The sequence below is a fragment of the Metabacillus sediminilitoris genome, assembly GCF_009720625.1.
Lineage (GTDB): Bacteria > Bacillota > Bacilli > Bacillales > Bacillaceae > Metabacillus > Metabacillus sediminilitoris.
In genome coordinates this window covers 317,501-331,009 of record NZ_CP046266.1, presented here as the reverse complement: position 1 = coordinate 331,009, position 13,509 = coordinate 317,501, and the positions used below count along the sequence as shown (strand labels likewise).

The 13,509-nt window shown below is 38.2% G+C and carries 13 protein-coding genes, 2 rRNA genes and 1 riboswitch (1 of these 16 running past the window's edge); all 15 genes read right to left on the bottom strand.

The window, feature by feature from the left end:
- Positions 1–96: 96 nt before the first annotated feature.
- On the bottom strand, positions 97–1,635 hold the full coding sequence (gene purH / locus GMB29_RS01805) for a bifunctional phosphoribosylaminoimidazolecarboxamide formyltransferase/IMP cyclohydrolase (protein ID WP_136355711.1): 1,539 nt from the start codon (positions 1,633–1,635) through the stop codon (positions 97–99).
- A gap of 18 nt (positions 1,636–1,653) precedes the next feature.
- Entirely contained in the window at positions 1,654–2,220 is a 567-nt protein-coding gene (gene purN, locus GMB29_RS01800; RefSeq protein WP_136355709.1) for a phosphoribosylglycinamide formyltransferase, read from the bottom strand.
- Positions 2,217–3,257 carry a phosphoribosylformylglycinamidine cyclo-ligase gene (gene purM, locus GMB29_RS01795; RefSeq protein WP_136355707.1) on the bottom strand — a complete coding sequence of 347 codons (1,041 nt, stop codon included), beginning with the start codon at positions 3,255–3,257 and terminating at the stop codon, positions 2,217–2,219. Before purM ends, purN begins: the two co-directional genes overlap by 4 nt.
- Positions 3,258–3,391: 134 nt before the next feature.
- Positions 3,392–4,807, bottom strand: coding sequence for an amidophosphoribosyltransferase (gene purF, locus GMB29_RS01790; RefSeq protein ID WP_136355705.1), 1,416 nt, complete (start codon positions 4,805–4,807; stop codon positions 3,392–3,394).
- Positions 4,783–7,011 carry a phosphoribosylformylglycinamidine synthase subunit PurL gene (purL, locus tag GMB29_RS01785; RefSeq protein ID WP_136355703.1) on the bottom strand — a complete coding sequence of 743 codons (2,229 nt, stop codon included), beginning with the start codon at positions 7,009–7,011 and terminating at the stop codon, positions 4,783–4,785. Before purL ends, purF begins: the two co-directional genes overlap by 25 nt.
- Positions 6,995–7,678, bottom strand: a complete 684-nt coding sequence (gene purQ / locus GMB29_RS01780; RefSeq protein WP_136355701.1) for a phosphoribosylformylglycinamidine synthase subunit PurQ — start codon at positions 7,676–7,678, stop codon at positions 6,995–6,997. The genes purL and purQ overlap by 17 nt, the downstream gene beginning before the upstream one ends.
- On the bottom strand, positions 7,675–7,929 hold the full coding sequence (purS, locus tag GMB29_RS01775; RefSeq protein WP_136355699.1) for a phosphoribosylformylglycinamidine synthase subunit PurS: 255 nt from the start codon (positions 7,927–7,929) through the stop codon (positions 7,675–7,677). The genes purQ and purS overlap by 4 nt, the downstream gene beginning before the upstream one ends.
- Entirely contained in the window at positions 7,929–8,648 is a 720-nt protein-coding gene (purC, locus tag GMB29_RS01770) for a phosphoribosylaminoimidazolesuccinocarboxamide synthase (RefSeq protein ID WP_136355697.1), read from the bottom strand. Before purC ends, purS begins: the two co-directional genes overlap by 1 nt.
- Before the next feature lie 133 nt (positions 8,649–8,781).
- Positions 8,782–10,074: an adenylosuccinate lyase gene (gene purB, locus GMB29_RS01765; RefSeq protein WP_136355695.1), complete on the bottom strand. Its 1,293-nt coding sequence runs from the start codon at positions 10,072–10,074 to the stop codon at positions 8,782–8,784.
- A gap of 19 nt (positions 10,075–10,093) precedes the next feature.
- Complete coding sequence (purK, locus tag GMB29_RS01760) at positions 10,094–11,221, bottom strand: 5-(carboxyamino)imidazole ribonucleotide synthase (protein WP_136355693.1); 1,128 nt, start codon at positions 11,219–11,221, stop codon at positions 10,094–10,096.
- Entirely contained in the window at positions 11,208–11,696 is a 489-nt protein-coding gene (gene purE / locus GMB29_RS01755; protein ID WP_136355691.1) for a 5-(carboxyamino)imidazole ribonucleotide mutase, read from the bottom strand. Before purE ends, purK begins: the two co-directional genes overlap by 14 nt.
- A gap of 245 nt (positions 11,697–11,941) precedes the next feature.
- Positions 11,942–12,043: riboswitch (purine riboswitch) on the bottom strand.
- 79 nt (positions 12,044–12,122) lie between these two features.
- Complete coding sequence (locus GMB29_RS01750; RefSeq protein ID WP_136355689.1) at positions 12,123–12,323, bottom strand: NETI motif-containing protein; 201 nt, start codon at positions 12,321–12,323, stop codon at positions 12,123–12,125.
- Between the two features lie 585 nt (positions 12,324–12,908).
- Complete coding sequence (locus tag GMB29_RS27885) at positions 12,909–13,073, bottom strand: class I SAM-dependent methyltransferase (RefSeq protein ID WP_136356083.1); 165 nt, start codon at positions 13,071–13,073, stop codon at positions 12,909–12,911.
- Between the two features lie 80 nt (positions 13,074–13,153).
- A 5S ribosomal RNA gene (gene rrf / locus GMB29_RS01740) occupies positions 13,154–13,269 on the bottom strand.
- Between the two features lie 209 nt (positions 13,270–13,478).
- A 23S ribosomal RNA gene (locus GMB29_RS01735) occupies positions 13,479–13,509 on the bottom strand (it continues 2,900 nt past the right edge of the window).

Here is a 13,509-nt window from a genome sequence, read left to right as displayed (position 1 = left end):
GGGCAACGTGCTTTTGCCCTGCCAGCGCCTAGACTCCCTGAATTGACTAAAGTATCTTATTGCCCGAAGCTTTTCAAGGTACTTCCGTTTTTATTCTTAATGTTTAAAATGACGTACTCCTGTAAATACCATGGCGATTCCATATTCATCAGCCATGCGAATTGAATCTTCATCACGGATCGATCCGCCTGGTTGAATGATTGCAGTGATTCCTGCTTTAGCTGCTGCTTCTACAGTATCTGACATTGGAAAAAATGCATCAGAACCTAACGCGCTGCCTTTTGCTTTTTCTCCAGCTTGTTCAATCGCAATTTTCGCTGATCCAACGCGGTTCATTTGGCCAGCACCCACACCGACTGTCATTTCATCTTTTGCTAGAACAATTGCATTGGATTTTACATGCTTAACTACTTTCCAAGCTAATTTTAAATCCTTCCACTCTTCTTCAGAAGGCTCACGTTTTGTTGGAATGGTGATTTCAGCTTGATCAAGAGACATTGTATCTTCGTCTTGTACAAGCAATCCTCCATGAACGGACTGAAGTTGTTTTTCAGGTTTTGAAGCAGCAGTTACTTCAATCGTTAATAGACGTAGATTTTTCTTACTTGTTAATACATCTAATGCTTCTTGGCTGAAGGAAGGTGCAATAACAATTTCAAGGAAAATTTCATGAAGCTTTTCAGCCGTCGCTAAATCAACCTCATGATTTAGTGCTACAATTCCACCAAAAATTGATGTAGGATCGGCTTCATAGCATCGTGTATATGCTTCTAATGTTGAAGTGCCTACACCCACACCACATGGGTTCATGTGTTTAACTGCAACAGCAGCTGGTTCAGTAAATTCACGAACGATTTGTAGAGCTGCATCTGCATCTTTAATATTATTGAATGAAAGCTCTTTCCCATGAAGCTGTTTTGCATTTGCAATAGAAGCAACTGGAACGAATGGCTTCTGGTAGAATGTTGCTTTTTGATGAGGGTTTTCTCCATATCGTAAAGATTGTTTTTTCTCAAATGTATAAGTAACTGTTTCTGGATCTTCTTCACCAATTGTTTTTGTTAAAAATTCCGCAATTAATGCATCATATGAAGCAGTATGTCTAAATACCTTTGCCGCTAAACGTTGTTTTTGCACTAATGATACTTCACCAGATTTTTTTAATTCTTCTAATACTACACTGTAATCTTGTGGATCAACTAATACTGTGACATCCTCGTGGTTTTTAGCAGCAGAACGCAGCATTGATGGACCGCCGATATCAATATTTTCAATTGCATCCTGGAATTGAACATCAGGCTTTGAAATCGTTTCTTTGAATGGGTAAAGATTTACGACAACAAGATCAATTGTTTCGATGTTATTTTCTTTTAACTGGTCCATATGACTAGGATTATTTCGAACTGCCAATAAACCTCCGTGAATATTTGGGTGAAGTGTCTTTACACGCCCGTCCATGATTTCTGGAAATCCAGTCACTTCAGAAATACCAATTACATTCAGACCGTTTTCTTCTAGTAATGATTTCGTTCCACCTGTTGAGATAACTTCAACACCTAATTGAATTAATTCTTTTACAAAAGGTACGAGATTTTCTTTATTTGACACACTAACAAGCGCGCGTTTGACTGCCATTTTCTTCACCTCTACACATTATTTTGACACTAATTCTTTAATCACCTTCGGATATAAAGAATGTTCAACTTGATGGATTTTTTCTGCAACCATCTCAATTGTATCTTCCTCAGTTATATCGATTGCTTCCTGGGCAATGATTGGACCTGTATCCATGCCTGCATCGACAAAGTGAACGGTAACACCAGTTACTTTTACACCTGCTTCAAAGGCTTGGCCAATTGCATCTTTCCCTGGAAACGCTGGTAATAAAGAAGGGTGTATATTCACAATTTTATTTTGATATGCTTCCAACAAAGTTGAACCAATTAACCGCATATAGCCTGCGAGAATAACAAGATCAATTTGATGTTCCTGTAAAGCAGCTAATATTTCTCTTTCAAAATCTGCCTTTGTTTCATATTCCTTTGGCACAAAACAAAAAACCGGTATTTCTGCTGATTTTGCACGCTCTACTACACCAGCTTGAGGCTTATCACAAACAAGAAGACCAATCTCTGAATCGATTGCCCCTAGCTTAATTTGATCAAGTATTGCTTGAAAATTACTGCCATTTCCTGATGCAAAAACAGCTATTTTCTTCATTTAAAAGCTCCCCCACCAAATGAAACTCCTGATCCTTGTTTTACTCGTCCAATTATATATGCTTTTTCACCGTTTGCTTCTAATTGCTTGATAACATCATGAATGAGTTCCTCTTTGACAGCAAGAACAAATCCAATCCCCATATTAAAAACATTGAACATTTCTTCTTGTTTCAGTTCGCCTTTTTCTTGAAGGAAATCAAAAACTTTAGGAATTGGCCATGAGCCAAAATCAATGTCAGCACCCAATCCTTCAGGAAGCATCCGCGGGATATTCTCGATAAATCCACCACCTGTAATATGTGCCATACCATCGATTTGATATTTATTTATCACGTCTAATACTGGTTTCACATAAATTCTTGTTGGTGTTAATAAAACTTCACCTAAGTTTTCTGTAAATGGTTCATAAACAGTTTGCAAATCAAGTTTTTGATCCTCAAGGAGAATTTTACGAACTAACGAAAAACCGTTACTGTGGATCCCGCTAGATGAAAGACCAATTAAAACATGTCCTGCCTCAATGTTTTCACCAGTTACAATTTTTTCTTTTTCAACTACTCCAACTGAGAAGCCTGCAACGTCATACTCGTCCTCATCATACACTCCAGGCATTTCGGCTGTTTCTCCGCCTACTAATGCACATCCGGATTGCTCACAACCATCGGCAATTCCCTTAACAATTTGCTCAATTTTTTCAGGTATTGCTTTTCCAAGCCCTAAGTAATCTAAGAAAAATAATGGTTCTGCACCTTGTGCTAATATATCATTCACACACATCGCAACAGCATCGATCCCAATTGAATCATGCTTGTCAGCCATGAACGCAAGCTTTAACTTTGTTCCTACTCCATCTGTACCTGATACGAGCACTGGTTTTTTATAATTTAATTCACTTAAATCGAACATTCCGCCAAATCCGCCAAGTCCACCCATCACACCTGCACGCATTGTTTTGGCTACATGTTTTTTCATTCTTGAAACAGCTTCATAACCCGCTTCAATATCTACACCAGCTTGTTTATAAACATCGGACATATCTGATACCTCCTAGAGCAATCCTCGTTAATTTAAGACAGGAATCCAAAACTCGATTCCTATCTCATTTTAATAATGTATTTTCTTGATTTTGTTATTCAATCGTAATGTTACTATGATAATAATGATTTCCCTTAAACTTTCTCATGAGGAAGAACAGTATCTGGATAAATTTCAGTAGGATAACGACCTGTAAAGCACGCTAAGCACTGTCCTTTAAATTCACCTTCGTATGGTCTGCCAATTCCTTCAAGCAAGCCTTCTACACTTAAAAAGGCTAAGCTATCTGCTCCAATGATTTGACGAATTTCTTCTACTGAATGATTTGCTGCGATTAATTCTTCATGTGTAGATGTATCAATTCCATAGAAACAAGGATTTGCGATTGGTGGTGAACTGATTCGTACATGAACTTCTGTAGCACCTGCTTCACGAAGCAAATTTACGATACGTCTGCTAGTCGTTCCACGTACAATCGAATCATCAACCATAACAACACGTTTACCTTCTACAACCCCACGTACTGCTGATAATTTCATTTTTACACCTTGTTCACGTAACGCTTGTGAAGGCTGAATAAATGTACGGCCTACATATCGGTTCTTTATTAAGCCTAGTTCATATGGAATTCCCGTTAATTCTGCAAAGCCAATAGCTGCTGAAATACTGGAATCAGGTACACCTGTCACAACATCAGCATCAATCTCAGATTCTACAGCTAAACGTTTTCCAAGATTTTTTCTAGCTGTATGAACGTTAACTCCATCTATATTACTATCAGGACGAGAGAAATAAATATATTCCATACTACACATTGCACGATTGATATTCATTGAAAAACGCTCAGAGCGAATTCCTTCATCATTTATGATTAATAGCTCGCCAGGTTGAACATCTCGTTCGAATTTTGCTCCAACAACATCAAATGCACATGTTTCAGATGCAACGACATAGGCATCACCCATCACACCGATTGATAGTGGTCGTAAGCCATTAGGATCTAGTGCAACCATCAATTCCGTTTCTGTCATGATAAGAAAAGCGTAAGCACCTTTTACCATTGTTAAGGCATTTTTTACAGCTTCCTTCATATCGATATGACCGCTTCTTCTAATTAGATGGGCAAGTACCTCTGTATCAGAAGTTGTTTGAAAGATACTACCTTGGCTCTCAAGCTGATGCTTAACCTGTGTTGCATTCACAAGATTCCCATTATGCGCAAGCGCTAAGCTTCCGCTATGTGATGATTTAAACAGGAGGGGCTGGACATTCTCATAACCTCCGCCTCCAGCAGTGGCATAACGTACGTGTCCAATGGCAGCTTTCCCTGATAATTCATTTAGCTTTCCATTTCCAAAAACCTCGTTAACAAGGCCTAAGCCCTTCATGCATGTTAGCTTATCACCGTCAGTCGTAACAATCCCAGCACCTTCCTGACCTCTGTGCTGGAGACTGTGAAGACCATAATACGTAATTTGAGCTGCTTCCGGATGACCCCATATTCCGAAGACGCCACACTCTTCGTTTAATCCCTTGATTTCAGCAAGCATGGGATAGCTCCTTTCCATGCATCCTTTAACTCTTCAACAGATGCATCGACAAGTGATTCATCGTTTTCGTTTTTAATAATAAGTTGGTTAGAATTCGTAACCTCACCAATACATACCGCATCAACTATCTGTTCGAATGCTTGTTGGTTTTCTTTCTTGATAGATACTACGAATCTCGTTTGTGATTCACTAAATAAAGCTGCTGTTGCATCACCTTTAAGTGTTACAGTTGCACCAAGTCCTTTTCCGCCAAATAGCGGCTCAGCTAACGCAACTGCTACTCCGCCCTCAGATACATCATGTGCAGATGCTACTGTATTTGCTTTGATTGCTTTCAAAAGCTGTTCTAGTGTTTTTCTTTCTTTTTCTAAATCTAGTTCTGGTGATTGACCAAAGATTTTACCGTACGTAAGCTTTTGAAGTTCACTGCCGCCGAATTCAGGTTTTGTTTCCCCGATTAAATAGATAAGATCTCCTGCTGCTTTAAAGTCTTGAGTTGTAATATGATCAGTATCTTCAATTAATCCAACCATACCGATTACAGGAGTTGGGTAGATTGCTGTTCCATTTGTTTCATTGTATAAAGATACATTTCCGCCGATTACTGGTGTTTCTAACGTTCGGCATGCTTCACTAATACCGTCTGCCGCTTTCTCGATTTGCCAGAAGATCTCTGGTTTTTCAGGGTTACCAAAGTTTAAGTTATCTGTAATTGCTAATGGAGTTCCGCCAGAACATACGATATTACGTGCCGCTTCTGCTACTGCGATTTTTCCGCCTACTTCTGGATCTAGATATAGATAGCGAGAGTTACAGTCTGTTGTCATCGCTAATGCTTTCTTCGTATCACGAATTCGAACGACTGCAGCATCAGAACCAGGTGCGACAACTGTGTTTGTACGAACCATATAATCATATTGATCATAAACCCATTCTTTACTTGCAATTGTCGGCTGGCTCAATAATTGAACAAGTGTTTCTTTATAATTCGATACTTGAATTGGGTCAACATTCATTTGTTGGAACTCTTCATAGTATGCTGGTACTTTTGAAGGTTTGTGGTAAACAGGTGCATCTTCAGCTAACGCATCAACAGGAAGCTCTGCTACCATTTCACCTTTATGGAAAAGACGAAGCATTTTATCATCTGTTACTTTACCAACAGATACTGCTTCCAAATCATATTTTTCAAATAAATCAATGATTTCCTGCTCTCGACCGCGTTCAACGACAAGAAGCATTCTTTCTTGTGATTCAGAAAGCATCATTTCATATGGTGTCATACCTGTTTCACGTTGTGGGATAAGGTCAAGATCCATTTCCATACCTGATCCTGCTTTACTTGCCATTTCTGCTGAAGAACTCGTTAACCCAGCAGCACCCATATCTTGTATACCTACTAGTGCGTCATTTTTAATGACTTCAAGGCAAGCTTCTAGTAAAAGTTTTTCCATAAAAGGATCGCCAACTTGAACCGCTGGACGATTTTCACCAGAATCCTCTGTAAGTTCTTCAGAAGCAAATGTTGCTCCATGAATTCCATCACGGCCTGTTTTCGCACCTACATACATAACCGTGTTGCCAACGCCTTTTGCTTGGCCTTTCTTAATATCTTCATGGTTAATTAAGCCAACACACATTGCATTAACAAGCGGGTTTCCTTCGTATGAGTCATCAAATTGGATTTCTCCGCCTACTGTAGGAATTCCAATACAGTTACCATAGCCCGCAATCCCTGCAACAACCTCTTCAAACAAATACTTCACACGTGGAGTTTTCAATTCACCAAAGCGTAAAGAGTTTAAGATCGCAATTGGTCTTGCACCCATTGAGAAAACATCACGAATGATCCCGCCTACACCAGTTGCTGCACCTTGGTAAGGCTCAATTGCTGAAGGGTGGTTATGACTTTCAATTTTAAACACAACCGCTTGGTTGTCGCCAATGTCAACAATCCCTGCACCTTCACCAGGTCCTTGTAAAACTTTTTCACCTGTAATTGGGAATTTTCTTAATATCGGTTTAGAGTTTTTATAGCTGCAGTGCTCAGACCACATAACAGAGAAAATCCCGATTTCTGTGTAATTTGGAAGACGTCCAATGATCTTTTCAATCAGAGCAAACTCATCATCACTTACACCCATTTGTCTGTAGATTTTTTCATCTTTTATCATCTGGTTAGTTGGTTCAAGCTTTAGTGACATGAGATTCCCTCCAGTTTTTCACGATTGATTGAAATAATTTTAATCCGTCAGCACTACCTAATAACTCGTCTACCGCACGTTCAGGGTGAGGCATCATCCCTAGAACATTCCCGCGCTCATTTGTAATTCCTGCGATATCGATTAAGCTGCCATTTGGATTCGTTTCGTACGTAAACACAATTTGATTGTTCTCTTTAAGCGTTTGAAGTGTTTCTTCATCACAATAATAATTCCCTTCTCCATGTGCGATCGGAACAGAGATAACCTCATCCTTCTGATAAGCTGATGTGAAAGATGTTTCATTATTAACAACCTTTAAGTTAACTGGTCGGCACATAAATTTCAGGTTTTCGTTTCTCTTCATTGCACCTGGAAGTAATCCTGCTTCTAATAAAATCTGGAATCCATTACACACGCCAAGGACAGGCTTACCTGCTTCTGCTGCTTTTACAACCTCTTTCATAACATTAGAAAAACGTGCAATTGCTCCTGAGCGTAAGTAATCACCATATGAGAATCCACCTGGTAGTAATACACCATCAAAACGACTTAAATCTGTTTCGTCATGCCATACATACTCTACTTCTTCACCAAGTTCATCTTTAATTGCATGATACATATCAACATCACAGTTAGATCCTGGAAAAACGATCACAGCGAATTTCACTTTGTGACAACCTCCTGTACCTCGTAAGTGAAGTCTTCGATCACAGTATTAGCGAGTAGTTTTTCACACATTTCACGAACAGCTGTATCTAAGTCACGATCTGATTTCTCAATTGTTAATTCCATGTATTTTCCGATACGAACATCTTGAACCTCATTATAGGACATGCTGTGCAATGCACTTTTTACTGCAGTTCCTTGTGGATCTAGTACGCTTTCTCTTAAAGTGACGTAAACTTTTACTTTGTACATTATGATTGGCCTCCAAGTCTAGTTAAAATTACTTCGTATGCTTCTGTTAAGCTACCTATATTTCTTCGGAATACATCCTTATCAAACTTTTCATCTGTATTGATATCCCATAAACGGCATGTGTCTGGTGAAACTTCATCAGCTAAAATGATGTTTCCATCCTCAGTGATTCCAAACTCGAGTTTAAAATCAATTAGACGAACCCCGCATGAGAGAAAATGTGCTGTTAATACTTCATTTACACGTCTAGCAAGAGTTTTTAATGTTTCAACTTGCTCTTTTGTTGCTACTGCTAATAGTGCGATATGATCTTCTGTAATAAGAGGATCTCCTAGTGCATCATCTTTATAGTAAAATTCAACAAGAGGCTCTTTAATAGCTGTTCCTTCTTCAATCCCAATTCGTTTAGAAAGACTTCCTGCAACAACATTTCGAACAACAACTTCAAGAGGAATAATCGTTACTTTCTTCACGAGCTGCTCAGTTTCAGATAATCTTTTCACAAAGTGATTTTCAATATTGTTAGCTGTAAGCTTTTCAAAAATCAATGTTGAAATCTCATTATTTAATCGGCCCTTACCAGTAATCTCCTCTTTCTTCTCACCGTTAAAAGCTGTAGCTGAATCCTTGTAGGATACTAGTAAAATATTAGGATCATTCGTTTTATAAATGCGTTTTGCTTTACCTTCGTATAATAGTTCAAGCTTTTCTGTAGTCATTGAAAGCCCTCCTAAACAGAATTTTGGGAACTTTTTGGCTAGTATGATAGTTGTCATATTATCTAACCCACTATTTTCACCAAAGAGATAGCAAGGAGCCTTTTATAAGCACCTTGCTATTTGGATGTGATTGTTACAGACCGAGACGTTCGAAAATTGTATCTACACCTTTTAAGTGATAGTTATAATCAAAGCAATCTTCAATTGTTTCAGCAGAAAGACGAGCTGTAATTTTTTCTTCAGCTTCTATTAACCCACGGAATGGTACTTGTTTTTCCCAAGCTTCCATTGCTTTAGGCTGAACTAGATCATACGCTTCTTCCCTAGTCATACCTGTATCAATTAACGCTAGTAACACACGTTGAGAATAGATTAAACCTTGTGTACGGTCCATATTACGCTTCATGTTTTCAGGGAATACAGTTAAATTTTTCACAATGTTACCGAAACGATTTAACATGTAGTTCAATGCAATTGTTGCATCTGGCAAGATAATACGTTCAGCAGATGAGTGTGAGATATCTCTTTCATGCCATAACGGAACATTTTCATAAGCTGTTAACATGTAACCGCGGATCACACGTGCGATACCAGTCATGTTTTCTGAACCAATCGGATTACGTTTATGCGGCATTGCAGAAGATCCCTTTTGGCCTTTAGCAAAAGACTCTTCAACTTCTCGTGTTTCACTCTTTTGTAATCCGCGAATTTCAACGGCAAATTTCTCAATAGATGTTGCAATTAACGCTAATGTACCCATGTAATCAGCATGACGATCACGTTGTAATGTTTGAGTTGAGATTGGTGCTGGCTGTGTACCTAATTTTTCGCAAACGTACTTTTCTACAAATGGATCAATGTTTGCATATGTTCCTACTGCACCTGAGATCTTTCCAAATTCAACACCCGCTGCTGCACGTTTAAAGCGGTCAAGATTACGTTTCATCTCTTCGTACCATAATGCCATTTTCAAACCAAACGTTGTTGGTTCAGCGTGTACACCATGCGTACGTCCCATCATAACGGTATATTTATGTTCCTGTGCTTTGTCTTTTAAAATTTGAATGAAGTTCTCGATATCTTTTAATAAAATATCATTTGCTTGTTTAAGTAAGTAAGAAAGTGCTGTATCTACTACATCGGTAGACGTTAAGCCATAATGAACCCATTTACGTTCTTCACCTAGTGTTTCAGAAACCGCTCTAGTAAACGCTACAACATCGTGACGAGTTTCTAGTTCAATTTCATTGATGCGATTTACATCAAAAGAAGCATTTTTGCGTAGTAAAGCAACATCTTCTTTTGGAATAACACCTAATTCAGCCCAAGCTTCACAAGCAAGGATTTCAACTTCAAGCCATGCTTTAAATTTATTTTCTTCCGTCCAAATTGCACTCATTTCTGGTCGTGAATAACGTTCGATCATCTTTTTTGCCTCCGCTCTATTATTGACCCCAAATCTGGTTAATGTTTTCTATATCTTTTTCTATTGACTCACTAAAAAATGTGATATGACCCATCTTACGTTTAGGAGCTGACTCTTTTTTACCGTATAGATGGAGCTTCGCATTTTCTAACAACGAGATTTGCTCATTAATTATATTTAAATCTTCTCCTAAGAGGTTTACCATCATACCATTTTTTAGTAATGTTGTATGACCTAATGGAAGATTACAAACTGCTCTGATATGCTGTTCAAATTGATCTGTTTCGCATAAATCAATTGTATAGTGACCTGAATTATGCGGTCGCGGAGCTAATTCATTAATATAAATCTCTCCGTCTTTTGTTAAAAACATTTCAACAGCCAACGTTCCAACGAGCTCAAAACTATTTGAAAGCTTCATAGCTAATTGCTGTGCTTTCCTTAAGATATCATCAGTCACTCTAGCTGGTACGATGCTTTGGTATAAAATATTTTCTTTATGAATATTTTCAGCTACCGGAAATGTCTTTGTTTCTCCATTTGCAGATCTTGTCACGATCACTGAAATTTCTTTATCAAAAGGAACCCATTTTTCTAATATGCATGTTCCTTGCTTTAATAACTTTACAGCTTCCTCAACATCTTGATCAGTACGCAGAACAACCTGCCCCTTACCGTCATATCCACCTCTGCATGTTTTTAACACACTAGGAAATCCAAGTACTTCCAATGAACTCGATAACTCTTCTTCAGTGTGAATAATTTTATATGGAGCTACTTCACATCCTGCATTCACAATTGCCGCTTTTTCTGTTTCTCTATCTTGCGTCAGCAATAGTAATGAACTTTTTTGAGGCAAATTGGCATTCTCCTCAAGCCAGCGCAGTGCTTCATAATCAATATTTTCAAACTCATACGTAATCACATCACTGACTTCAGAAAGCTTTTTAATCGCATCTAAGTCATCATAGCTAGCTGTTATCTCGATATCAGCTATTTGACCACATGGGCAATCTTTTGTTGGATCTAATACGGCGATACGATATCCGAGCTGTCTCGCAGCAATCGCCATCATTCTACCAAGCTGTCCGCCACCGATAATACCTATTGTTGCTCCTGGTAAGATTGTTTTATTAGTCAAGCTCATCACTACTCTCTAGTACTTTTAAACGAAGCTCTTCTCTTCTTGTCTCAAGTCTGTCTGCTAAGTCATGATCTCCGGTAGAAAGGATCTCAGCTGCCAGCAATCCAGCATTTGTTGCCCCAGCCTTGCCGATAGCAACAGTTGCTACTGGTACACCTCCAGGCATTTGGACAATTGATAATAATGAATCAAGACCATTTAATGCCTTTGACTGAACGGGAACACCTATTACCGGTAAAGTTGTCTTTGCAGCAACCATACCTGGTAGATGTGCTGCCCCACCAGCTCCAGCAACGATTACCTTAATTCCTCTATTTCTAGCATTCTCTGCATACTCAAACATATAATCAGGTGTACGATGTGCAGATACTACTTTCTTTTCATAAGGAACATTTAGTTCATCTAATATCTCACAAGCATGCTTCATTGTTTCCCAGTCTGATGTACTTCCCATAATAATGCCTACAAGCGGCTCCATCTTTTTCCCACCTTTAGCCTTACTTAAAATACATGATCTCATTCATTTTCACGTCATTTATTAAATTAAGGAAGTATACTTATTCCAAGACGTAAGTGAAGTAAGCATTTGTAAACTGGACTGATTTCATACATCCTTCGTAATCAGTCGCCTTCCTCAAAAAAAAGCTCGATATATATACTTTCTCACTTTTAGAGAAAGTACAGTATATCGAGCTCGGGTTTTATAATGCTTTCCGAAGCCTTTATACGTACACTTTCCCTCATAGTCCGATGATTTACGGTCATCGGGTAGAAACTTCTGGGCCGTATTCCCAATTTTATATGAGGTTATCGTTTATTTACATGTCTTATCTTAACAATGGAGAACTTCTATGTCAACGGAAAATCGAACGATTTATTTTTTCGTTATGTTAATGTTCGGATTTTACAGTAGTTTCCCTTCAAAAACGATCGTTCTTCCACAAGGCACATGCTCAACCATACCATTTTGTATTTCTTCTTTAAAGATTGGTTGCTCCATTCTACGAACCGGAAAATAGCCTTCTTTGCTCATCCGCTCTAAACATTCATCAATAGATTCATGTTCTTCAACTATAAATTTTCTCTTCTTTGGTTTATTTGTCATACTTATTTCTCCCTTTTCAAAAACTGCTACCTATTAAACATCATCTGTTTTAAATAACACAACTCCTTCTTAGTATACACAATAAATTATTCTATATTTTTTCTTTCTATTCTTATATAAAAAAAAGACCGTAACTATTGTTACCGCCTAGTTTATATCACTTATCAATTTTTGACCCAATAACCCGAATTCGTTTATAGTCTGCCACCCATTATCCATCTCTAAACAAATTTTCCTGTAAGTTCTTTTCAGGTCGTGAAATGTCACCCACTATAATATCGTTTGGAACAGATTCAAATATATTATCAGTAAACATTTCAATCCAATTCTTCAGCCCTTCTTCCCTTTTAAGAAGAGTCTTTCATAATGTACTGCTAAGGTAACTTTAAAACCAGTCTCTTCCATTAAAGATTTATACTATCCTATAGTTGGATAATACCAGGGGATTTATATTCTTCCTAACCATCCAATTGGCGGCTAAATTCATATAGCCAACAAAGCATCCTTCGGTTGTTTCAACTAATGAAGAATAGCATTCGAAACAACGGCATCAAACACGTTATGGTCTTCTAATGCCAAAACATCTTAAACATAAAAAGGGATGTTGGGATCCTTAGATTTTGTATGCTGTATCATTTTTATTAACTTATCAATCCCAACTACACTGCATCCTGCTTTAGATATTGTATTAACCAGATCACCAGTACCACAACCGACATCAAGAATATGCTTACCATTTTTAGGGTCAATAACACCAGTATCCTAAACCTTTTTACAAAAATTCACGCAATAAAAAAAGACCAGTATCTCTACTGATCTTCTCTCTTCTTACTTGGCAACGTCCTACTCTCACAAGGGGAAACCCCTAACTACCATCGGCGCTGAAGAGCTTAACTTCCGTGTTCGGCATGGGAACGGGTGTGACCTCTTCGCCATCGTCACCAAATAATATTAAGTTTGAAGGGATATTCCTTCAAAACTAGATAACGATTCACAATTCAATTCACTCAACTGAGTTTATACTCTTACATTGTCCAGCTCCAGAAGCCAAATCCTACGGTCATTTCACACTCTCCTGCGAAGTCAAAGTACGACTTCTTCTCGAGCGCTCCAATGCCCTATGGATAAAAGCTAAGCTTCTTCCGCTTTTCTATTTAGGTTAAGTCCTCGATCGATTAGTATCAGT